Origin of the sequence: Microbacterium sp., from assembly GCF_029263575.1 — a bacterium.
In the GTDB taxonomy this organism is placed as follows: Bacteria; Actinomycetota; Actinomycetes; order Actinomycetales; family Microbacteriaceae; genus Microbacterium.
Genome location: NZ_JAJUFV010000013.1, coordinates 1 through 22841, shown reverse-complemented (window position 1 = coordinate 22841; position 22841 = coordinate 1). Strand labels below are relative to the sequence as shown.

16 protein-coding genes and 1 pseudogene are annotated in these 22841 nt (G+C 67.0%); 2 read left to right on the top strand and 15 right to left on the bottom strand.

All coding sequences use genetic code 11. From position 1 onward, the window contains the following. Positions 1 to 2: 2 nt before the first annotated feature. The 5 genes from Q1J95_RS02645 to Q1J95_RS02625 form a co-directional block, all read right to left on the bottom strand. Positions 3 to 539 (bottom strand): hypothetical protein, encoded by a 537-nt coding sequence (locus tag Q1J95_RS02645; RefSeq protein ID WP_300265721.1) that lies wholly within the window; start codon positions 537 to 539, stop codon positions 3 to 5. Between the two features lie 37 nt (positions 540 to 576). Further along, the gene (locus Q1J95_RS02640) at positions 577 to 2355 is read right to left on the bottom strand and encodes an FtsK/SpoIIIE domain-containing protein (protein ID WP_300265720.1); all 1779 of its coding nucleotides are present in this window, start codon (positions 2353 to 2355) and stop codon (positions 577 to 579) included. Between the two features lie 197 nt (positions 2356 to 2552). Further along, positions 2553 to 5144, bottom strand: coding sequence for a hypothetical protein (locus tag Q1J95_RS02635; protein WP_300265719.1), 2592 nt, complete (start codon positions 5142 to 5144; stop codon positions 2553 to 2555). After that, a complete protein-coding gene (locus Q1J95_RS02630) occupies positions 5144 to 6337 on the bottom strand; it encodes a hypothetical protein (RefSeq protein WP_300265718.1) in 1194 nt (397 codons plus the stop codon). Before Q1J95_RS02630 ends, Q1J95_RS02635 begins: the two co-directional genes overlap by 1 nt. Before the next feature lie 58 nt (positions 6338 to 6395). Then, the gene (locus Q1J95_RS02625) at positions 6396 to 6959 is read right to left on the bottom strand and encodes a hypothetical protein (protein WP_300265717.1); all 564 of its coding nucleotides are present in this window, start codon (positions 6957 to 6959) and stop codon (positions 6396 to 6398) included. A 95-nt stretch (positions 6960 to 7054) separates the two neighbouring features. Here Q1J95_RS02625 and Q1J95_RS02620 point away from each other — a divergent pair, with 95 nt between their 5' ends. Further along, the gene (locus Q1J95_RS02620; RefSeq protein WP_300265716.1) at positions 7055 to 8686 is read left to right on the top strand and encodes a PD-(D/E)XK nuclease family protein; all 1632 of its coding nucleotides are present in this window, start codon (positions 7055 to 7057) and stop codon (positions 8684 to 8686) included. 22 nt (positions 8687 to 8708) lie between these two features. Beyond that, the gene (locus Q1J95_RS02615; RefSeq protein ID WP_300265715.1) at positions 8709 to 9518 is read left to right on the top strand and encodes a hypothetical protein; all 810 of its coding nucleotides are present in this window, start codon (positions 8709 to 8711) and stop codon (positions 9516 to 9518) included. 897 nt (positions 9519 to 10415) lie between these two features. On the opposite strand, the gene Q1J95_RS02610 is transcribed toward Q1J95_RS02615, so the two are convergent. The 10 genes and pseudogenes from Q1J95_RS02610 to Q1J95_RS02565 all read right to left on the bottom strand — a co-directional run. Next, positions 10416 to 11405 carry a replication protein RepA gene (locus Q1J95_RS02610; protein WP_300265714.1) on the bottom strand — a complete coding sequence of 330 codons (990 nt, stop codon included), beginning with the start codon at positions 11403 to 11405 and terminating at the stop codon, positions 10416 to 10418. Positions 11406 to 11473: 68 nt separating this feature from the next. Further along, a complete protein-coding gene (locus Q1J95_RS02605) occupies positions 11474 to 12223 on the bottom strand; it encodes a metal-dependent hydrolase (protein ID WP_300265713.1) in 750 nt (249 codons plus the stop codon). A 53-nt stretch (positions 12224 to 12276) separates the two neighbouring features. Then, entirely contained in the window at positions 12277 to 16584 is a 4308-nt protein-coding gene (locus Q1J95_RS02600) for an FtsK/SpoIIIE domain-containing protein (protein WP_300265712.1), read from the bottom strand. An 18-nt stretch (positions 16585 to 16602) separates the two neighbouring features. After that, entirely contained in the window at positions 16603 to 17196 is a 594-nt protein-coding gene (locus Q1J95_RS02595) for a nuclease-related domain-containing protein (RefSeq protein WP_300265711.1), read from the bottom strand. Beyond that, on the bottom strand, positions 17193 to 17357 hold the full coding sequence (locus Q1J95_RS02590; protein WP_300265710.1) for a hypothetical protein: 165 nt from the start codon (positions 17355 to 17357) through the stop codon (positions 17193 to 17195). The genes Q1J95_RS02595 and Q1J95_RS02590 overlap by 4 nt, the downstream gene beginning before the upstream one ends. Positions 17358 to 17428: 71 nt before the next feature. Then, positions 17429 to 20158, bottom strand: a complete 2730-nt coding sequence (locus tag Q1J95_RS02585) for a DNA methyltransferase (protein ID WP_300265709.1) — start codon at positions 20156 to 20158, stop codon at positions 17429 to 17431. 64 nt (positions 20159 to 20222) lie between these two features. Then, complete coding sequence (locus Q1J95_RS02580; protein WP_300265708.1) at positions 20223 to 20396, bottom strand: hypothetical protein; 174 nt, start codon at positions 20394 to 20396, stop codon at positions 20223 to 20225. 33 nt (positions 20397 to 20429) lie between these two features. Continuing rightward, positions 20430 to 20774 carry a hypothetical protein gene (locus tag Q1J95_RS02575; RefSeq protein WP_300265707.1) on the bottom strand — a complete coding sequence of 115 codons (345 nt, stop codon included), beginning with the start codon at positions 20772 to 20774 and terminating at the stop codon, positions 20430 to 20432. A 137-nt stretch (positions 20775 to 20911) separates the two neighbouring features. After that, positions 20912 to 22276, bottom strand: coding sequence for a hypothetical protein (locus tag Q1J95_RS02570; RefSeq protein WP_300265706.1), 1365 nt, complete (start codon positions 22274 to 22276; stop codon positions 20912 to 20914). Continuing rightward, positions 22273 to 22841 (bottom strand): annotated as a pseudogene (locus Q1J95_RS02565) (hypothetical protein); the annotation flags it as partial. The gene Q1J95_RS02570 and the pseudogene Q1J95_RS02565, both read right to left, overlap by 4 nt.

Below are 22841 nucleotides of genomic sequence, written 5' to 3'. Positions count from 1 at the left end.
GGCTACTCGGCAGGGTCAGGGACGAGCGAGGGATCCTTCACGAGCAGTTCGACCAGGCCGAGCGATTCGAGCGCCGTGAGGAACGTGGTCTCGTTCGCCGGGTCGAGCCAGACGACCTCCTCACCTGTGGGGCGGGGGATCTCCGAGTAGGGCGCGTAGCCGGTCGCGATGAGGAACAGGGGGAGGCCCTCGACGTCCCACTCTTCGAACGCGATCGTCTTCTCGGAACGGTCGTGGAGCAGGACGGTGAGGAAGTCTTCATCGTCGGGCAGTTCGGCGCCGTCCTCGACGAGCTTGCCGACGACCTGCGCCTGCACCGTGTTGGCGAGCTCCACGAGGATCTCGAGTCGCACCTGGAACCGGTCTTCTGGCGTTGCGGCTTCCTTGTGCGCGTCGAACAGCTGGTTGACGATGTCGGTGCGCGAGTCGCCGTAGGTGACCTGCCCGTCACCGGGACCCTGCAGCACGAACTGGTCTTCTCCGGCGCCGAGCAGTGCAGGGTCGGCGCCGACGGTGTCGACTTCCGTGGGGGTGTTCATCAGAGGGGATTCCTTTCAGACAGCGATAGTGCGGTGGTCATGCGCGGCCAGTGGCCTCGGTGACGGCGTGACGGGCCGCGTTCGCCCGTGCATACCCGGTGAGACGTTCGCCCGTGGTCGGGTCGATCTCCCACGCGTCCGGGGCGCGACCGGAGTCATCGAAGTGCGCCTGTGCGGCTTCGGCCTGCTTCTGCTGCAGGTCTGCAAGGTGGGGGAACAGTGCGGCGACGGCGCGCGGATCCGGGCGCGTGATCGAATCGAGCTTCCCTTCTGGATGCCCGGTGATGCCGCGCTCGTGGAGCATCGCGATCAGGTCCGCGTCGGATGCGTAGAACGACTTGAACACGGCCGGTTCGCGGCCTTCGAGCTCGGCGATCCCCACACCGCGTGCCACGCCGCCGTCTTCGGCGATATGGGTGGGAACTTCGGGGGCGCCGTTCGGGTCGCGGAGCACGAGCTTCCGGTTGCCGGCGGTGGCACGAGCCCCGAGGAGCACCTTGTGGGGCAGGTTCGTACGGAACGCTGTCGAGATGCCCGTCGACGTGGACGCCACCTGCGTGGCGGTGAGCAGATGGATGCCGACGAATCGCAGCTCGGCGGCGATCTTCTCGAGGTACTGGATGATCAGCTCGCGGGCGAGGTTCCCAGACTGTGCGGTGAGGACGAGCGGATGATCCTCGGGGAGGGCCTTGGGGACGGACTGCATCGCGAACAGGCCGGTCATCTCGTCGACGACGACGAGCACCGGCTTCATCGTCTTCTGCACGTCCGCGGGCAGCTGTGTGAGGTTCTTCGCCCCGTACCGGGGGAGGACCTTCGCTCGCTCCTGGCCCTCGTCGTAGAGGGTCTGCAGCATGACGGCGTTCTCTTCGAAGGACGCGCACCCCCACCCGCCGGGACGCACGAAGGGACGCCACGAGTCGAAGTCGACGGCCTTCGACGGGACGTCGGCGATGGCGAGTTCGGCGCCGCCGGCGACAGCAGACGCGATCAGCCCGTTGAGCGTCACCGACTTGCCGCTGCCGGATGTTCCACCGAGCTGCACGTGGGGCCCATCGGTGTACTTGAGGTACAGCACCTCGTTGGACTGGTCGCCGCGATCTGCGAGCGCTTCTCCCATCGGCAGCGGGGGGATCACGCCGAGCGTCGGCTTCGGCAGGAGGCTCTTCGGGTACGGGATCGTCTCCTGGAACGTCGGCAGCGACGACGGCACGATCCGGCCGCGACGTTCAGTGGGCTTCGGTGCCCAGTACCAGCCGGGAGTGCCGACGAGCGTCTCGGCGACTTCCTGCAGTTTCTCGTCGTGCCGCGACGGGACGTACTTCGCGGGCAGGCCGATGGTGAACCCGCCGTTCTTCTCGGCTTCGACCTGCACCTCCCACGTCTTCACCCCCAGTGCCGTGGCGACCGCGCCACGGCACAACAGCTCCGGGTCGGTGAGCTTCGTCAACCGCGCCCACCCGAGGAACGGCTGGAAGTCGGTCAGGTAGTAGCCGGCATTGTCCGGGTCGGATTCGAAATCGGCGGCGATCTTCTCACCCTCGGAGGGCTTCGTTCCCGCCTTGAGTTCGATCTTCCGCGTCGCACGGCGGGAACCGGCACGCTTCGGGGCGTCCTCTTCGACGACCGTGTGCATGATCGCCCGGCGCACGAGAACCACTTCCTGTGTGTCGGCTTCGTACGTCTTGAATTCCCACCCGTCGACGCCGGTGTTCGTGTTGGCGAGGTCGATCGCGGCCCGCATGTGGTCACGGTTGTGCTTGTCGAATCCCGGCACCTTGATGCGCAGCCACTTCGTCCTCTGCGTGTCGCTCAACGCCCGCTCCTGTCCACCAGCCAGTTGATTCCGTCACCCTCCTGCTCTACGGCAAGTGCCCCAGAGACAGTGGCGGGGCTGGTGTCGACGACGAGTGCCACCACAACCTGTCCCCGACACCAGCCCCCTTCTTCATCGGACTGCGCGAGCGCCCACCGCCCGCCAGCCCATGCCCACCCCGGACCGGGGCGGGAGATTCACGCCGCCAACGGCGACTCCTCGTCGCTGCTGAGGTCGCCGTTCATCTGCGCGAGACGCTCCTGCTCGGCCTTGCGCTGAGCGACGACCTCCGGCGTCGACGACGACAGGTACTGGAACTCCTCGGAGAGCTTCACCTCGGTCGGCACGGCACGCCCCTTGAGGTCGATCGAGTAGAAGACCGAGCCGCGCTTGACCCGCTTCTTCCCGGGACGTTCCGGATCCGGTTCGAACTGGGCGTGCAGTGCCTGATCGTTCTGCGTGCGCCCACCGTGCGTGTACTGCTTGGCGACGATCCGGTCGACGATGCGCTCGTTCTTGAACCCGAACAGGTCCAGCGCGGCACGCGCCTCGATCGGATCCTTGAGATGCCCGATGAGAGCCCGCGACAGGTACGACTTGAGCCCCATCTGCACGTGAGGTGTGGCCTTCTGCGTATACAGCCACACCGACACGGCCCATGAGCGTGCGAGTCGGCCGACTTCTTCGAGCACCGTCGCATCAGCCTTCTCGAGCATCCACGATTCGTCGAAGTGGATTACCCCACCTCGGTTACGCAACGAAGCCGCACCGGCCCACACGAGCGTGCGCAGTAGGTTCACGGATGCGCGCACCTCGAGGTTTGTGTCCAGTCGCACATCGAGCGCGTCCTCGGAAGGGCGGCGGAATGATGATTTGCCGACCTCCACCAGGAGCGTCCCGTCACCGAGTCGGAACCGTTCACGGCCCGGCTCGAACGCGAACGATGCGCCGAACAGGGGGGATGCTTCCGCAGCTTCGAAGATCTTGTCGACGGCGGACTGTGGCAGATCGAATCGCCGCGTGCCGTCAGGCTTGCGAGCGTCCACCCCCATCTGCAGCGCCTGTCCCGTAGCCTCTGCGCCGTTGAATGCCCCGTAACGGAGGGCCGCGTAGATCGCCGTCGAGTACTCGTTGAACGCCTGCTCGCCACCAAATGGATTGGTGCCATTGATCATCTCGTACGCGTTCGACGCCCGCTTGGTGGGATCCGAGAAGGTGCGGAATGGATCGAGCAGTCCTGTGCCTTCGAGTTCGGAGAGCGTCATATGATGAGCACCCGCGGCGACGAGAGTGTCTTTCATCGACGAGTCCGGCTTCGGGTTCACGATCAGTTGCGGCGCGCCGAGCTTGTGGATGCCGACAGCCATCGACTGCAGCAGCACTGTCTTGCCGGCGCCGGTGTCGGCATAACAGGCCAGCAGCGGCGCTGCGTCGCCTTCGAACGCGGCCGACGGCGAGATGTACACCGGCTGCCGGTCGATCTCGCTGAAACCTACGAGCGTGCCTTCGCGAGGCGAGTCGCCACCCTCCGACAGCGACGGGATGCCCGAATACGCGATTAGGGCTGACGTGGGCTCGAGTAGGTGGGGATTCGCACGCACGGGCGAGCCGATCTTCATCTCCGCGAACGCGTCCTTCTGCTTGTTCAGCATCGGGGATAGTTCCACACCGGGAGGCTGCACCTGTTCGATATCCTCCACCACGCCGGAGAACGCGATGATGATGCTGGTCTCGATCAGCGTCGGCGGCGGATCGTACGCATACTCATCCTCTAGCGCCGCCAGTTGCGCGAGGCGTTCATCGAACTCGTCATTCGTCACTTTGCCTGCTGCGCGAAGCTCCTCGAGGTCGGCTGTGTACTTCGAATGCTGAGCCTTGATCTCCTGTCGACTGACCTTGCCGGGTTCGAGGCGTCCACGAATCGAGATGCAGCGGGCCTCGACGTCACGGTTCGTCAACGCCAGCACCCACCTCGCCAGCGGGGAAGCGGCCGTCTGATCCGACATCGTGAACTTCGACACGGCGGCGAACGTGATCGCATGTTCGCTCACGTCCGCAGGCCACAGTGCGCAGTCCCGGGGGGACACGTCGTGAGCGCGGTAGGCGTCGCGCGGGGTCTTGAAGAAGTGGATGTGGTCGTCGTGCGAAATCGTCGGGACGGACGCCGCCTTGCCGTAGTTGAACCAGGAGTCCGCCATCGACATCGTCGCCGGGTCGGGGATCTCGAGACCAGCCCGAGACAGGGCGATCGACACCTGCATGGCGTCGCGGTCGTAGTCCTCGATCGGGGCGCCCTTCTTCTCCCGGGTCGATTCGATGAACGACTCGATTGCGTTGCCGACGCGTTCAAGGACGCCACCCTTCGCGACACCCATCGTCGGGATGAGTCGCACCGCGAGGATCGCCTTGCGCATATACGTCTCAACTTCGCCGAACTGCGCGTTCAGATGGTCGGCGATGGGGTTCTCCGGATCGGCCGTGAACTTGCGTGGCACGTTCACCCAGTGGGTCTGGATCTCGCGATAGTTGTTCTTCGATACGACCCTGCGGATGGGATTCTGCGTGAGGTCTGCGATCTCACGCTGCGCACGATCCAGCGACGCTCCGACTTCGACGCCGGCGCGCACCGACTCCGCGTCGGGAACGGATGCCTGCGGCAGTTCCCGCACCAGCCACACGGAGTTATCCGGCACACACCGGATCCGACCATCGGGGTACGTCTCGAGGATGTGCGTCTCCCACTGCGGATGCTTGGCGATGTCGAGCGCGGGAGTGCCCTTCTTGCCCATTAGTCGTCCTCTCCGTCGTCGCTGGGGGATGTGGCGTCCTCGTCGGTCGATCCGTCTGTTGCCGGGGTCGCTTCCGGGGTGGGCGTCGCGAAGTCCTCGCCGCGTTCGAGGCTGTCGGCCGAGACGCCGTTGACGGCGTTCTCGTAGGCGACCAGCGACGGCCCGCTGCCGGGGGCTCCCCAGGCGGTCACGAGAGGCGTGGCCGTGTTGGGGTTCTCGATCAAGACGTCGAACGTGACCGGTGCGGGGCGCGATGACGTGCTTTCGCGTTCGGGACGTTCCTGTCCCTCCCACCACAGGACGACCTCGACGCGGGCGAACATGCCGAGGTTCTGTTCGGCGACATCCACGTCGCTTCCGGCCGACGGGTCGGGAATGTAGGCCGCGTCGACGACGGTGACCTCCGCGACCTCCTCAACACCGACCAGTGGTACGTAGATGTGGTCGGCATCGGGGTCTCCGACAGCGCGATGCAGTTCGTCGGGGCTGCCCGACGTGTACGCCTTTGCCCAGTCCTCGACGGCGGGCTGTACCGCGTTGGGAACCGAGGCGGGTTCGTACCCGAACCATGACACGGGCTCTCCGCCAGGAAGATCCACGGTCTGCGCGATCGGCGTGTACGACGGCGTCGACGTGGCGACGGCGCCGAGCACATCCGATACCGCCACCTGCACCGATGCCGAGTATGCGGCCGTCCCCTGGGCGAGGGTGAACCTGTGCGTCTCGAAGCTGTACGGCAGCTTCTCTTCGTTCTCGCGCTCAGGGACGGGTGCTTCCTCGACGGTGTATCCGTCCCAGGACACGATCGTCGCGCCGGGCAGCGGGGAGTATTCGCCGCTCAGCCACGTCGTCATCTCCGCGAACGCCGTCTCTTTGCCGTCCGATGAGTTCGCCGGAACCGAGGCGTCGGCGAGGTCCAGCGGATCCTCGGCCTCGCTGGCGATGTACAGGATGGACGCGAAGATCACGAGGGGGAGTGTGAGCCAGAACGTGCCCCACGTGTACCAGCGCAGCAGACGCTGGCGCTTGTGGAGGGTCTTGAAGTAGCTGGCGTTCGGGTTCAGCTTCCGGTTCGCCGTCTCCCACGCCGACTTGCCGCGCGTGTGGATCTCCTCGGAACGGTTCCGGGGCGCTGCCTTCTTGCGGACGGTGCGCGCCCGCGTCCCGCCGGATCGTGTCTTCGTGGTGGCCACGCTCGCCTCCCCCTTCGCGTCAGAGTGTCTTCTCGTGCTGCTCTACGGCAACCGCTGGTCAGCGGGACGCGAGGAAGCGCACTGCGTCGAGCTGTGCGGCGTGCTCGTCGGTGATGTCGTCGATCGCCGTCGCGATGCCTTCCGCCAGGTCGCCGTCATTCCCGGGGGCGTTGCCGGTGACGACGTCGAGGGTCACCAGCAAGTGCCACACCGCCTTCGCGCGGGCACGGTCCGCGGTGAGCTGCATCGCGGCGATCGCACGCTTGACGGCGCCCTCCCGCTCGCCGATCTCGGTGAGGTCGCTGATCGCGCCCATGTCGACGCGAGCGCTGGTGAGGATGATCTCGGTCAGCTGGTCGACGTCGGCGCCCGGCTTCCCGAGCGCGGCGGCGAGCATCGTCCGCTGCTCGTCGGTGGCCTCGGTGAGGTCCTGATGCTTGCGCAGCACCGCCCGCACGTCCGCCGGCGTGAGGCCCTTCCGGCCGCGGCCCGACTTCGCGCCGGTCGCGGAACGCTTCTTGCGGGCACCGTTCCTGGCCGGCGCATCGTCCTGACGCGTCTCGGCGGCAGTGGGGTCGACGGTCTGGTCGGTGGGGGCGGTCATCGTCATGGAATCGCTCATGCCCCCTGCTCTACGGCAAGCCCTCCGCCCGGGCTGTTGAACGCCCCGCGCATGGGGTGGGGGACAGCGACGCCCACGCGATGGAGGAACCCCCTATGACGACCACGCCCCTGCTGCCGGACGCAGCGTGGACGCCTGACGGCGCCCTCGTCCTCACCGACCGGAGCGCCGCCGAGAAGCTGCGACGCAAGCGCATGTCCATCAGCGTCGCCACGACACTCGAACAGTGCCCTGCCTCCTTCGTCAGGTCGCTCCTGCCGACACAGGCGGACCCGTTCGGGGAGCGAGAGATCGGCATCGAAGCGCACGAAGTGCTCGACGCGTTCTACCAGCTGCCCGCCGCCAGCCGCACCGAGCGCGCCCTGCGCGGACAGGTCGAGCAGCGCGCCGACCACGTGTGGGCGCCCGAGAAGATCACCCGCCGCATCGACCGTGAAGGGCTCTACCGCGACGAGCTCGCAGACGACCCCGACTACGACACCACCGCCCGCGCCGCCCGCGACAAGACGCGGTGGATCGAGACGGTCTACGCATCGCTGCTCGGCGTGTTCAGCCTCGAGGACCCCCGCGACGTGCAGGTGGAGGGCACGGAGACGAGGTTCTTCACCACCGTCGGGGACGACGTGCCGATCACCGTCACCGTCGACCGAATGATCCGCCTCCCCGACGGGAGCCTCCGCGTCGACGACTGGAAGGTCGCCTCCGACAAGAAACTCAACCCGCGAGACGATCACCGCGACACGTACGCCGACCAGGGCCGCATCTACGCGCACGCCATCGAACAGGCCACCGGCGAGAAGGTCTCCGAGATGAGACTCATCTTCCCCGCACTGGTCGGGAAGGCCACCAACGCCGACACGGGCGGCTCGTACCGGACCGTGCCCCTCGGAGAGGACGAGACCGCCGAATCGATCGAGTTCCTGTCGACGGCGTGGGACGACATGCACGCGTACGTCGACAAAGCCCGCTTCCCGACGAACCCGTCAGTGCTGTGCGGCTGGTGCCCGCTCGCCCGCTCCTGCCCGTCCGCTGTCATCTACGGCAAGAAGGCCGAGAAGAACGTGCAGACGCTGTGGACGGCAGAAGAGCTCGGGATCCGTCGCCTCGAGTCCGCCCCACGGGGCCTGCCGGCGCCCGCGCATGAGGATCCCGAAGCAGCCGCGCAGGACACGTCAACGGACCCGCGCATAGAGGAAGCAGCCCCCGCAGAGGCGGGGGAGAAGAACGGAGAGATCATGTCGATGCCGACCCCCAACGTCACCCCGATGCGGCGCCCCGTACCGGACGCCGCCCCGTACCTCGAGTACGTCGAACCGACCCATCCCGGTGCCCCGCAGGAGCGCAACCTGGCCTCCTACGGTGTGCAGGCGTCGTTCTCATTCACGGGCATGGCGTTCCGACACCTGAACGCCACCGGCGTCGAACCGTCACCGCAGACGGTCGCCGCCCTCGCGGAGACGTTCGCGATGATCATCGCCGACGTGCAGTTCCAGTTCACGAACACCACGCGACTGCAGCACGGACTCAACCCGCGCCTTCGCGGGCTCCTCTTCGACGTCCTCGAATCGCACCCGTTCCCTCTCGGCAAGTCTCTCGCCGAGGTGGAAGCCTGGATCCAGCAGGCCAAGACCGTGGTGTGGAAGTCCGCCCAGATCGCTCTCGCCCTGCACGACCGTCAGGACGATGTACGCCACTCCACCGCTTACCAGGCCCTCGCGTCGGCCTGACATCCCGGAAGGAACCCATCTCATGGACAACATCACCTTCACGCCCGACACGCGCCAGCAGATCATCCTCGCCGCGTTCAACGCGGCCGGTCAGGGCGCAACCGACACCGAGGTCGCCTCGCAGATCGAGCGGATCGCGGACGCGATGATGCCCGGCTCGGCGGCAATGCGCACGATCGACGAGATCGAGCACTACTGGGGCGAAACCGTCACCGACGTCAACAAGCCGTTCACGGCGACGATCCTCTACGTCGACATGGAGACCACGTCCCAGCGTCCCGTGCTCGCTCTCCGGTCGGCGCCGAACAGCTCGAACCCCGACGGGAAGTTCGAACTGGTCAAGCTCGGCATGGCGCGCGGCCGGAACCGTCGCCGCGTGCTCGCGCAGGCCAACGAGTACGTGCGGATGCTCGGTCACCAGGTGCTGGTGACCCGCATGAACGAGAAGACCGCCAAGGGCACGAAGGCGTCGATGCTCCGGTCGGCGATCTCATACGGTCCGCACCCGGAGTTCGCTGCTCTGCACGTCACCGGCGACGACACGAACGAGACGCTCGAGGCGAAGCTCGCCCAGGGTGCTCAGATGGTGAACTGGTCGGCTCTCGGCGACTTCGACCAGAAGATCGCGGCGAAGCTCGACAAGCTCGCCCGCCGCAACCCCCAGCGGGCGGGCGCCGCCCAGCCCCCGCAGGGACAGTACGTGCAGGAGCAGCCGCCGCAGGCGGGTGGTGCTCCCCAGTACCAGCAGGGCCAGCCCCCGCAGGGTGGCTACGGCGCTCCGGGCCGGCCGCAGGCGGGCAACGGCGGTCAGCGAGCCCCCTGGCAGGGCTGACCCGTCCTGCTCAGGCCAGGTGCCCCGCCGGTTCACGAGGACTTCCTCCGTTCGACTCGTAAGCCGGCGGGGCACCTTCATGTGTCACACCAAAGCCGCTGTGCGGCCCACAGGCGCGATAGAAGCCACTGAGGGCAGGACGGGGCCAATGAAGGCCCAGAACCGCTCCATGGCCCCCGCGAGGCGCTTCCTGAGGCCAGCTGCGGAAGGAGCACCCCGGAAACCGAGACGACGAAGCACCCGTTCCGAGAATGCTTCCCAGAGCGACCACCGTCGTGACTGCATCGAGACCAGAGGCTAGAGCGGTGCGGTAGTGGCACGGTGACCCAGCTGCCAACTGGACCACACCATCTGATGGCAAGCACCGCGAAGCGGTGCGCGGCAGCCACGATGCGAGACAGGCCAGGCAGGAAGCTGCCGATTCGAGCTCAGCTCTCGCGCGCGTGCGCGCTGGTGACCTACCGCTGGTACGTAACCACTGGATTGAGAGAGCTACTTGAGAGAACTACTTGGGGCCCTCTAGAAATAACCAGCGACCAGGGGAAAAAGTGGAGAGGGCGCGACCAAAGTCCACACTAGGCGCGACCAAACTCCACAGGGGGCGCGACCAAAGTCCACACCGAAAGTTCGCGAATCGAGGGTTATCCACAGCCTCTCGCCGCTGCTATGGATTCCGGTCGCGGGGTGTGGATTTTGGTCGCGCTCAGGGGGTGTGGATTTTGGTCGCGCCCCCTCCGCCGCCGGCGCTTCGATGACACTCGCCAGTGCTGATCGACCGCCGCCCGATGACCGCGCCGGGCATCGGGCGCGATCCTGTCGCGGAACGGCATGTGCTCCTCAGTACACAGCTGAGGGGCGACAGGCAAGCACCTGTCGCCCCTCACATCCTTCACTCGGTCAGCGCAGCTCGAGGGCGCCCTTCTTCGACAGCGGTGCGATCCGCGGGCGGGACGGGTGGAGGACGATGTAGTCCTTCCCATCGGGCACTGACACGTTCGCATCGGTATAGACCGTCTTGACGTGCCCGAGTGCTTCGAGGAACTTCCCCCGGAAGTCCCGCAGGCGTGCATACCCGGAGCCGAACTGCGCGTGCAGCTGCTGCCAGGTGACTCGGGTTGGGCCCTTGATCTGCCACAGCCGGTAGGTGAGCCACACGTAGATGTCGAACGCGATCGTCGAAGACCCGAGCTGGCGAAGATCCGCGGCAGACAACGGCATCGGCTCCTTGGCGATCTCTTCCACGAATGTCGGATCGAGAACGATCCGCGTCGCCCAGTCCGTCTGCTTGCCGCCCGCTGTGCGCTCTGCCCAGATGACCTTCTTCGCGACGTTCGCGTTGGTCATCTCCGTGCCTTCGATGTCATCTGTCGACGCGAACCGGAACACGCTGATGTTGCACGCCGCGACGTAATCGATCTGACGGATCGCGCGCTTCATCTGTGCGGCGCTGTTGTGCATCCCGAGCAGCTTGAAGAACTGGTTCCGTGACGTGCCGAGGTCGATGATCGGCTCGCCGGTGTGCAGATAGGTCGTCACCAGATACGCCATGAGAGAGCGGGGGATGATCCCGTAGGGGATGCGATTCGGTGTCGATGAGCCGTCACGGTTGGGCGTCGACCGGACCGAGAGCTGCAACACCTGATCGCCATTGCGGACTTGCCATTCGCGGGCAAGGCCCTGATCCCGGTGCGGGAAGGAGAACCGCGCCCACATGGGGGACGTGAACAGCATCTCCATCTCATCGACCTGCGGCTTCTGCAGAGTCGTATTGACGGTCTCGAGCATCTGCTGCTCAGGCTCGGAGATCGAGAACAGTGCCTCGGGTTCGTAGTCCACTGCGGTTCCTTCGGTCGACATCGCCGCGATATGCAGCGTTGGGGGCATCATGCGTACCCACCCACCGATCCCGGTACGGTCCCGTGTCGGGTCCAGTGGTCAGCGGGCGTCGATGCCGGTCAGAGGGCGAAGAATCCGACTGTCGCGCCCCAGCCGGCGTAGACCGTCATCGCGACGGTGAGGAGCTGCTCGCGCCACGATCCGGTCTTGCCCACGAGGGGGAGAGCGAACCCGCCGAACGGGCGCCACAACTGCTTCCAAATCGGATGCTCACGGACGGTCTTCGACGGCTTCGGCATGATCGGCCACAGCCACGGCACACCACCGACGGTGAGGAAGTCGCCGAGCAGATGCACGAAGTAGCCGACCGTGAGACAGACCGGCAGCCACCATGTGTGCGACGGGAAGAACCACGACGTGATCCCGGCCGCGACGATCCCCGTCAGCCACGCCACCAGCCACGAACGGGCCAGGTGCAGCACCTTCACCGCGAACGCGATGCACGCCGCGGCCATGATGCCCGCCCCGACCTGAATGGCGGTGTCCCACCCGTCGGGGGTGAACGTCACGTGCGAGAGCGCGATCGCCGCGGCCAGGACCCCGACGACGGCGAGCAGCGAGTGCATGCCCTTCCGATGCCCGCCGGTGGCCTTCCCAATCGCTCCGGTCACCAAGGAGCCGCCGGGAACCGAGTAGGCGATGGTCGCGTTCGGATGGTCGGCGTCCGGCAACAGAGCGGCTCCAGCGCACACGATCGCTCCGGCGATGCGTTCGATCGGGTCGACCGACAAGATGCCGAAGCCCGCAGCGGGAGTGGTGATCGCGACCCACACGGCGGCGCCGCTGATCGCGTGAGATGCACCCATCATGAGCGGGTGTCCTTCCTGTAGTCCTGACGCGGTTTCGGATCCCTCATGCGCGGTCAGAACACGTTCGGGCCGTCCCGGTGCGTCGTCTCGTCGGCGAACAGTGCCGGGGCTGTCGCCGTCGGGTCGCCTGTCGGGAACATCCCCAGGTTTGCGGGAGGCTCCGAGGTCGCGTGCGGAACCGGCACGTTCTCCGTGGCGGGTTCGGGCGTCGCCTGCGGTGAGGCGAGTTCGGCGCGGTACGCGTCGGGCAGGTAGACGCGCATCGTCACACCGAGATCGGCGGCGGCGTCTGTCGCCTTCCGTCCGTGTGTACGTGCCGCACCGGTGACCCAGATCGCGTCGGTGACGTGCGGGTGCGCCCGCAGCCAGGTGAGGATCCGGTCGACGGCGACGATCTTCGTCACCACCTCGGGCGTCTCGACGATCGGCGTGACCGGGACCGCGTCGGGGATGTCGATGCCGTTCGCGGTGAACACCACCGGCCCGGGCGTCGTGTCCTCCTCGGGGCGCGCCGTGTCCGTCTCGCCCGCCGAGATGTCCTCTTCGGGCTCATCGGTGTCGTCGAAGCCGAACGGGCGGTGCGTCGTCGGGTCCGTGTCGGGGATGCGCTCGGCACTCAGCGGGACGCGCGGCGCGTCCTCGCCGTTCTCGACAGGGTCCGCGCCGTCGGGCCACGGGTACTGTCCTGCAGCGTCGTCCTCACGGACGGGGACGGCGATCTCGCCGGTATCGAACGGCTCCTCATCGTCGTCTTCCTCATCGACGTCGATGTCGCTGGCGCCCGACTCGCCGAACGCGGACAGATCCAGCGACAACGGCGGCAGCACTTCGTCGTCCTCGGCCGGTTCATCCGGCAGCTCCGACAGATCTAGCGACAGGGACGGCAGCACTTCGTCGTCCTCGCTGGGCTCGAGCGGGACGGGCTCTTCGATCTCCCAGTCGTCTTCCTCATCAATCAGACGCCCGTGGATCGGCGTGCCGTCGTCAGTGGTCTCTGCCGCCATCTCCGCGAAGTCGATCCGCTCCGACTCGGGAAGCCGGTCGCGCACCTGCTCGATGTGCTCGATCGACGACGCGGCGTGATCGGGGGCGTCGAACCACATCTGGATGGCCTGCGCGGTGGAGTCCGATGTGGACTCGAACAGGCCACGACCCTTCGGGATCGTCTCGCCCAGATCCGGCAGATCGTTCGGCGCCTTGAGGGCGGACGCGAGCGACCACTGGTCCATCTTTCCGAGCACCAGGCGCGACATGTTCCCCTTGAGGCTCTTGCCGTTCGGGATCGCATCGAGGGTGTCGCTCTTGAGCTCCTGACCGGCGAGGATCAGCGTCACACCGGCAGAACGCGCCTCACGGACGATGCGTGCCGACAGGTAGCCGATGCTACGGCGGGCCTCGTTCTCCCTTTCCGCCTCGGCATGCTTCGCCTGCGCATCCGGGGACGCGTTCTGTGGGAGCTTCGCGAGCTTCGATACCGCCATGAGGGACGTGAACTCGTCGATGAACACGACGATGTGCCGCGGCCGGATGTCCTCGGGGAGGTTCGTGTACGACGTGACGCCGTGGTCGCCGTTGAGCTTCTTGCGGCGCTTCACCTCCGCGTAGACGTGCTCCATCATCGCGGATGCCTCGAACACGGTCAGCGCCATCCCCTTGAGCCACGGGGAGGCGTACCGGAAGTCGGCGCCGAACTTCTCTGGGTCGGCGAGATACACGTCACAGCCGCGGATGATCGCCCCGTTGATGAGGTTCATCGATCCGGCACTCTTACCCGACCCGGTCCCGCCGAGCACGAGCAGGTGCGGATCCTCCCGCCAGTCGTAGATGATCGGCTCGCCGGTCGTCGCCGACGCGAACGGGATCGCCGTCGACTCGTACACCTCATCCCAGTCGACAGGCGCCGGGAACGGCAACGGATACTCCGTGCAGGTCAGCACGCGCACCAGGTTGGCTTCCTCACCAGCCGACACCGACATCCACATGTTCCCCGTCGCTGGAAGCAGCTTCTTCCGGGCGCCCGTGATCGACCCCATCGACAGGCCCGACCCCTCCGGGATGCGGAAGATGTGCTCGAGCACCTTCTCGTTCTTCGGCATCGGGCTCACCTGCACGAGCTCGGGCGTCTGCCCGGTCGAATACGACACCACCTGCGTGTCCGTGAACGCCTGCTCCCAGTTCAACCGGACACAGTCCTGCTGCGCGGCAGGCCGCGTGAACGTGACGTCCCCGATGAGGGGGTTCGCGCCGGCCACGACACGGCAGCCCTCTTCATGGCCGGTGACCCGCAGCCAGGCGCACGACCCCATGCCCTGACGGATCTTCTCCGCGACGCGCTTCACGTCGGCGAGCGTGACCCCGCCATACAGGCGAAGGGTGACATCCCAGATGTGCTCCTCCGACCGGGGCGTGGTCAGCGCCTTCGCGGCGATCACCTCGGGACGAGCAAGCTTGGCGGCATCGAAGCCGTCATTGATGGCCGCTTCGACCACCCACCGGACCGCCTCCATGTCGGCGCCGACACGCGCCGGAACGATCCGTGCCGGATTCTTCGGCAACGGGGCAGGGGACCAGCGGACCACGATCGCACCCTGGTGGCGTTCACCGGAACGGCCTCCCTCCATCCAGTGCTGCCACGACGCGACCGACACCCAGCCCGGGTTCTGCAGCGTCGACGTGAGCGCGTCCCGCTTCGACGCAGACAGGTACTTCACCGGCTCCTGACCCTCGGGGAGGAGGAACGGCTGAGACTCGATCGTGTCGCCGGACGGGAGCGTCCCGGTCTCGTAGGCGACATGCTCGATGAACGGCGCCTGCTCGCCCTGCTTGAGCACGTCCGTCCACCGCTGACCCCACCGGGCCTCCACGCGCTGACGGCGCAGCTCCTCCGGGGTGTCCGGATCGGCCCACACGGTGCGGATGCCGTCGCTGTCGAGCGCCCCGCCGTACACGAGCGCCGTCTCGGTGGGGATCATGTCGATACCGAGACGTTCTTCGACGTGTGCGGTGAGCATCGGGAACGTCATCGCCTCGGCAGGGTTGTACTGGAACCCCCACGCGGCCGTCGCCGGCTCACCGTCCTCCGTCGTCGACGCGTCCGGGTCATGCAGGGGCTGCACGTCGAGCAGCATCGGCTGCACACCGCCGACGTCCTGCACGCCGTCGGCGATCGCGCACCGCCACGCCAGCGACAACAGGTCGGGATCCACGTCGGGGCTGGTGATGTCGACATGGAAGTCCACCGGCCACGCGACGACGCTGAACCGCAACGGGTGCTTCGTGCCGGTCACGACCTGACCGGAACTGTCGATGTTCTCCTCGAACAGGATCGACACGCGCACGCCCGCACCGACAGTGGGGGCGATCTTCGGGTGATCCTTCACTGCCTGCCCGGCATCGAATGGGGCGCGAGCCTCGAACCGGTCGATGACGATCGGATGCGCGCCGTCGCCGACGCGCGTGTGCGACAGCAGGTGCGGGGCCGGGTCGCGGCGCAGCTGCGTCCAGCGCTCATCCCACCCGGCGCGCGCTTCGACGGTGTTCGCCCAGTCCTCGAGGATTCGCCCCGCCCACATCTTCCGCAGCACGACCGCGGCAACTGTGGCGCCAGCGAACACGTACGTGAGGACGGCGGGCCAGAACAGCCACGCCCATCCGAGCAGATCCAGCACGACGAACACGGCGAACCCGGTGGCGATCCCGGCGCCGGCCGCGACAGCCGCACCGAGCCACCACCGGTCGACACGACGCGCCTCGGTAACCGTCACTGGCGGCTTCGGATCCGACGGTGCCGCGGTGCGCCGCAGCGCCGCCTCGAGCTGCCGCGCCACGACATACACGGCGACCGCATCGAGCACGGCGAGGAGCACCGTCGACCCGGGCCAGACGCCCATCAGATCGAGCCGGTCGGTAGGGAACGTGAACGCGACCACCGCGACGCACACCGCCGCGATCGTCCCGAACTGCTGCGGCACCAGCACCCATCCGGCGAACAGCAGGATCCGCTTCCAGAACGGCGCCTGAGGGTTGTTCGCATCGCTCGAGAGCGTGTCCCGGTCATTCAGTAGCCACTCGCCGTTGGGGACGAGCATCCTCCACCGGAGGGACCGCCACATCGCGAACCGGTCGACCTGCCGCTGCTCCTTCTCCGACCCCGGCGTCGGATTCCCCGCCGCGTCCTTTTTCCCGGTCAGGAACGCCGGCCCGGCCGCGAGCAGCGCCGCCACCCACATCCCGAGCCACAGCACCACGAACCCCGGTAGCCGGACGAACAGCGCCGCGACAGTGAACACGACCGCGATCCCCACCCCGAGCGGGGCGAGATTCGGGCGGGGTGGCTTCTGAGGCTTCCTCGTCGTCGCCATCATGCGCTCCCTTGCTCCCTACTTCCGCACCAACGGCAACAGCGCCGTCACGATCCGTGAATCAGCCGTCCCCGACCCCACCCACCGGGCAGGCGACAGACGGAACCGCCACCCGGCCGCAGCGACCGCACCGGCCGGCTCATACCCGGCGAACAGCACCGGCCACACCGGGTGCGTCGACCACGCCACGAGCACGGCCCGCACCGTGACGTCCGCGAGCTCGTGTCGGACCAGATGCCGGCGAAACCCGTCACATGCGGCCTGCAGCGTCTTCTTGTCGGCGAACTCCGCCACCCGGAACCCGCGCTTGGTGACCCCGTCCCGCGTCCGATAGACGCCAGGACGCCACACCTTCGAATCGATGATCGTCACCGTGGAACCGGCGACCACGACATGGTCGATGTTCGCCTTGAACCCCGGGATCGGGATGTCAAGATCATGCAGCACCGTCACCCCGCCCGGACGCTTCGCGAGCGGATCGAGAACCTCCGCGGTCAGACGCTCCCCCGACGCCCCGATGCGAGCCGCATCCTTCTGCGCCCACCCGGCACCCGCAAGCGACCCCCCGGCGCGCCCATAGACGACACCCGGAACCGTCCCCGAACCAGTCACAGTCCGAACGCACTCAGCGCGTACGACACGGCAGCGATCACACCCAGCACGCCCAGGCAGGCCAGGAACCACATGCCCCGCCCCGACCCGAGGAACCCGACGATGTCGTCGACCTCCTGCTGCCGCCGTTCCTTACGCGACGGCTTCTTGCCCTCGGCCATGATCGTTGCCCTCCCAGATGGATGCCGCTACACCCACCTGCTCTACGGCAACCCGGCCGACGGAAGGCGCGCTACGGGGAAGGGGAGGCGCTGATCTGCTTGTGCAGGTGCAGGAGATGCGCGACGCGTTCGGACGCGCTGGTGAATCCCTCGGGCCGGTAGAGGCTGTCGACGTACTCGTCGATGTTCCGGTGGGCGCGCCGCAGGGTGGCGGGCATCACGTCCGGGTCGTAAAGGTCCGCGAGGGTGTCGTCTGGGGATTCGGCGCGCGCATCGAGGACGGCCTGGCCGAGCTCGACGAGACGTTCGCGCTGGGCGTCGGTGACGGTGGGGAAGACGAAGTTGTTGTAGACGACATCCTTCGAATAGCGAACATCGCTCTTGAGCCTCCCGCCGACGGTGCGCAGCCAGTCCATATGCATCCGGCTCGTCAGCACCGCGAACAGGTCGCGGGTCGCATTTGCGATAGTCTGCACGCCATCGGTCGCGACCACGCCACCTTCGTAGAACCCCATCGGCACGTACTCGCGCCGCTCGGATGACGTGCGTGGGACGACAAGGAACGGATTCTCGGGACGCTGCGTGATCTGCGCGAACAGGTGAGGGATGTCCGCGAGCTTCGGCCGCGACGACTTCGCGCGCAGCTCTCGGTTCGCCGCGACCCGCGCACGCACCAGTGGCATCGCCCGCAACTGCCCAGGAGTGACACCGTCCAGCCAGAGCGCGTACCGCTCGAGGCCGTTGATGAACTCCTTCGATCCGACGCACGGCAGGATCCAGTCCGCCGCGGCCGGTTCCGCGGCGATCAGTTCGTCCCGCTCGGCGCGGGTGAGGAGGAGGTTGCCGCCGTCGGCAGCCATGTTTCCGAACGCCATCTTCGGGGCGCCGCTGATCTGCTCCTGCCGGTTCCCGACGACATACTCGTCACCGGCGACGAGATAAGGGCTGATCGACGGCACGAGCTCGAGGATCGGTTCGCCGCGCCCGTCCGTGTAGCTGTACAGCTCCTTCACCTTCCGGCGCTTCCGGGAGAAGCCGACGATGACGCAGTGCACGCTCGCGACGCCCTTGGCGTCGTTGGTCCACACGAAGGTGCGGTGGGCGAAGTTGATGTGCTGCCCGTTGCCGAGAAGCCGCGGCCAGAAGATGCCGGGCTGCTCGCCCTGACTGATCGAGTTCGTTGATACGAGCGCGACCTCGATGTCGGGATTCTTCTCCGTGTACTTGTCGGCGAGGAGATACCAGGGCACGACGAAGTCGAGGAAGCCCGCCTGTGGAAGGCCCTTCGCGACTTTCCGCACCTCAGCCTTCTGCTCCTTGTCCATCGTCCGCGACCCGAGGAATGGCGGGTTGCCGAGCACGTAGTTCGTCTCCGCAGCGGGACGCACCGTCTCCCAGTCGATGTCGAGCGCGTTCGCGTGGACGATGTTCGCCCCGTCTGTGAGGGGGATGCGCGAATAGTGCATGCCGAACCGCTGTGAGGCTTCGAGGTTCATCTGATGGTCGGTGAGCCACAGCGCGGTCTGCGCGATTAGCGCTGGGAACTCGAGCAGTTCGACGCCGGAGAACTGTTCCACCCGCACTTTGAGGAGATCGCCGACGTCGGTGAGCGTCACGCGAGACCCCTGCAGTTCCGCGAGAACACGGTGCTCAAGACGCCTCAACTCGCGGTACGCGATGATGAGGAAGTTGCCCGCGCCCGCGGCGAAGTCGGCGAAGCCGAGGCTCGCGAGCTTGTCATGGAAGGCCGTCAGACGTGACCTGCGGTTCCCCTCTCGAGGGTCGCGTTTGATCTGCTCGAACTCCCGATACAGGCCATCGAGGAACAGGGGTCGAATGACGCGGAGGATGTTCTCCTCGCTGGTGTAGTGCGCGCCGACATCATGCCGCGCGTCCTCATCCATCACGCCCTGGAACATGGATCCGAAGATCGCCGGCGACACCTTCGACCAGTCCGGACGGCACGTCAAAAGCAGCTGGAACCGCATGTCCCGATCGAAGTCGGGCATCGGCTGGTACTCCTCGAACAACCCGCCGTTGATGTACGGGAACGCCGCGAGTTCCTCATCCAGCGTGCGAGAACGCTCCTCGGGTGGCGTGTTCAGCACCTCGAACAGCTTCGCCAGCCGCGGCCCCACATCGGAACCGTCCTGGTGGGTGCGATTCTGCAGGTACTTCTCGAAGCTGCCCCGCTCGAAGATGTACGCGTCATCCGCGAAGTGGCAGAACACCAACCGCACCAGCAGCAGCTCGAGACGGTGACCGACGTAGCCCGAGTCGTAGAGCGCCTGATGTAGCTTCGCCATCCGTTCGGCAGCGTCGCGGCTCACCGGCGCCTGCTCCACGTACCGACTGCTCGTCTGGTCGACCAGGAACCCGAACAGGCGCACATGATCGGGAAGATCCGCGAGCGCGAACGTCTCGACCTCGCGCGTCTCGAGGGTCATCACCTGGAACGTCTGGAAGTCGCACGACACGATCGCCTGCGGAAGATCCACGTCCGGGATCCCATCGAGATAGCTCAGTGCCTGCGACTGGGCCTTCTGCAGGTCGCGCCCGCCGCTCTTCTGCTCGGCGAGGAGCTTCCCTGGCAAGAACATGTCGACGAACCCCTGCTTGCCGCCGGCGAGCTTCACCGCATGCTCGAAGTAGCCGCCCGCCCGGCGCCGGTCGATGTCGAACAGGGCGAGGAACTCCGTCCAGAACGTCTGCGCCTCGCCCTTCTCGTACGTCTCGCCTTCCCAGTCGGCGGCGAACTTCCCGGCGCGTGCGCGGATGTCGTTCCAAGATGAGCGGGCCACACGATTACCGTAGCGACCCGCACCGACACTCCCGCGGCACGGCCGCGACGTGGGAGCCGCGTGTTTAGGCGTCGCGCCCGTCGTGGACGCCGCGCTTCCAGCTCTGCCGTTCGCGGCGCTTCGCGGTGCGACGCTGCACGGTGCGATGCTTGCCGGGCGCTTCGCCGCAGCAGGCGCAGTCGCGCCCTCCCGGGCCGACTGGGCAGCGGGTTCCGATCATGTGGGTGACGTTGCTCATGACCCGTTCATGCGCGGGTGTGGCGGCGCCTGGTCAGCTGACGTTCGCCCACGTCGCCGGGGTGCGCCTGATGGGGCGTACGGCGGGCACGTTGATGCCGCGCGCTTTGCGGAAATCGAGGTCGAACCGCCAGATGTCTTCCGGCTCCGGTGTCGAGTCGAACGGGTGCTGCTGCAGGTCGAAGTACTCGGCGTGCACGGCTGCCATCGCGGCGACCTGCGCTTCGAGCTCGGCGATCCGATGATGCAGCGGTCCGACGATCTTCACCGCTTCGTCGGTGATCTCCTGCGGCGTGTGATGCGTACCGCCGAGATGTGCGGCCAGGGCACGATCGAAGCCGGCCTCGGTCGTACCAGGCGGGACGGTGTCGATGAGCACCCGTCCGCAGCCGTAGCAGGTCAGTGTTCGCGTGCCGTCAAGATCCGGGTCCTACAGTACCCAGTCCGCGTTGACATGTGCCATCTGTCTGCCCTCCTTCGCATGTGATGGTGTCCATGCGCCCACCCATGCGCGGGTCAGAACGTATACCGGTCGGGGAGGACCGCGACGGACCTCGCACCGGACGGTGCGAACGGGTCGGCGCGCTGTGGACGGTCGCGCCACTTGTCGCCGGCACGGTGCGGTGGCAGTGACTCCCAGCCGGTGCGCGCGAGGGTCAGCGAGTCGAACTGAGGGCGCTCGTGTGTCGAACGCCGCAGTTGGTGCGGCACCGACCGGAGCCCGGACGCCGCGGCGACGACATCCAACGGTGCCGACATGCGTGCCGGTGCCGGGACGGACGCCGGATCGAGGAGCGCGCGCGACTCCCAGCTGTCTCCTCCGACGGCCGCGTCGGCGAGCAGAAGATCGAACCCGTCACCTGCCTGGTGCGGGCCGGGGAACCAGTCCTGCCACGACGCGACGAACATCCTGTCCGCGGTGCGGTTCGCGCCACGCCCCGGGAACTGGTCGACGGCCTGCCGGACGAACTTCGCCATCTGGCGTGTGTTCGATCGATCCACGGCCATGTCGAACGGGTCGTGCCGGTCGACGGCGAGGAACACCACCACGACGCCGTTGTCGTCGAACGGGCGCGCGGCGAGATCCTCCGCCCACCGTCTCGCCTTCAACCCGGCCGACCTGGCGTTCACCGTCGCCGCCGTTTCGAACACGATCCGCAGCCCGTCCTCACGCACCAGTACGGCGTCGCCGGCACGCGACGACCCCGCCTGGTCGGTGCCGCCGTGGAGGAGATCGGTGACCGTCGAGAACGGTTCCCCGAGGATCGTGGCGACACCGGGAAGGAACTCTGCCGCGCGCAGCATCAGCTCCACCGTGAGCACGTTGTGTCGTTCGTACCTGCCCGAGGCCGACCACGGCATCCCGCCGGTGATCGACACGAGCTCCGGGTAGGTGAGCTCGGGCGCGAAGAGACGGTCGAAGGCGCTCCCGAGCGCCGGCCGCACCATGCGTGCACGCGACGAGTACGCTCCCTGCCGGTACTGCAGCACCAGGTCGCCGACGTCAGCGATCTCGAGGGCGAACAGGTCGCCGACGGGACGCGACCGCATCACACCGATGTCGCCGATCCCAGTCAGTGCCGCGACCTGCTCCACAGTGGCGGTCTTCCACGCGAACAGAGACGCGAGAAGCGACAGTTTCGGTTCCCACATCTGCCGGATCCGACCCGCCGCCGTATCGACGCCGACGGTGAGGTTCCGCGACAGTCGTCGCGCCTGAATCAGGCGGGCATCGTCCCACCGCTTCATGCGCGACGCGGTCAGCCAATGCCCGTTCGCGCCCGGCGCCCACACGCCATCCCAGTACGGGTCGAGACGCCGCGCCGACCGGTACGGTGACGCGGCGATGTTCGAGGCGAGCTGGTTGAGATGACGACTCATGCAGACAGCTGCCCGTCACGGATCGCACGGAAGTTCAACGTCGTCACGATGCACGGCTCGAGACGCCCCGACCCGGCACGCACACGCGCGATCGTCTGGAAGTTCGCGAGGTTCGCCACATCCTGCGCCTCCCACTCGCCACCGCCGGCGATCAGATCGCCGACGATCTGCGCGAGCGTGGACGGTTCGTCCTGCGCGAAGTAGAACATCATCCCGAACCCGATGAACGTCTTGAGCACGTCCGGCTGCAGCGTGTTCGGCTCCTGCGTGGCGAGCACGAGACGCACACCAAACGACCGGCCGTCCTGACGCATCGCCTTGATCACGTCGGCGTTGTTCGCCGCGAGATGCTTCACCTCGTCGGCGAACACCCACACGGCCCGCTGCTGGTCCCACCAGCCCGCGCACGTGTGCTGGATCTCCTCCCACAGCGTGTACAGCAGCAGACCCGCCATGTCCTGCCGGATCTCCTCATCACCGAGGAACCCTCCCGGGGTGACGCCGAGGTTCACGATCACCGACTCGTCGGCGTCGAGGATCTGCCCCCACGTGACCTGGTTCGGTG

Coding starts and splice junctions, on each gene's coding strand:
- Q1J95_RS02645 (WP_300265721.1), bottom strand. CDS start 539: ATGAACACCCCCACGGAAGTCGACACCGTCGGCGCCGACCCTGCACTG.
- Q1J95_RS02635 (WP_300265719.1), bottom strand. CDS start 5,144: ATGGGCAAGAAGGGCACTCCCGCGCTCGACATCGCCAAGCATCCGCAG.
- Q1J95_RS02625 (WP_300265717.1), bottom strand. CDS start 6,959: ATGAGCGATTCCATGACGATGACCGCCCCCACCGACCAGACCGTCGAC.
- Q1J95_RS02620 (WP_300265716.1), top strand. CDS start 7,055: ATGACGACCACGCCCCTGCTGCCGGACGCAGCGTGGACGCCTGACGGC.
- Q1J95_RS02615 (WP_300265715.1), top strand. CDS start 8,709: ATGGACAACATCACCTTCACGCCCGACACGCGCCAGCAGATCATCCTC.
- Q1J95_RS02610 (WP_300265714.1), bottom strand. CDS start 11,405: ATGATGCCCCCAACGCTGCATATCGCGGCGATGTCGACCGAAGGAACC.
- Q1J95_RS02605 (WP_300265713.1), bottom strand. CDS start 12,223: ATGATGGGTGCATCTCACGCGATCAGCGGCGCCGCCGTGTGGGTCGCG.
- Q1J95_RS02600 (WP_300265712.1), bottom strand. CDS start 16,584: ATGGCGACGACGAGGAAGCCTCAGAAGCCACCCCGCCCGAATCTCGCC.
- Q1J95_RS02590 (WP_300265710.1), bottom strand. CDS start 17,357: ATGGCCGAGGGCAAGAAGCCGTCGCGTAAGGAACGGCGGCAGCAGGAG.
- Q1J95_RS02580 (WP_300265708.1), bottom strand. CDS start 20,396: ATGAGCAACGTCACCCACATGATCGGAACCCGCTGCCCAGTCGGCCCG.
- Q1J95_RS02570 (WP_300265706.1), bottom strand. CDS start 22,276: ATGAGTCGTCATCTCAACCAGCTCGCCTCGAACATCGCCGCGTCACCG.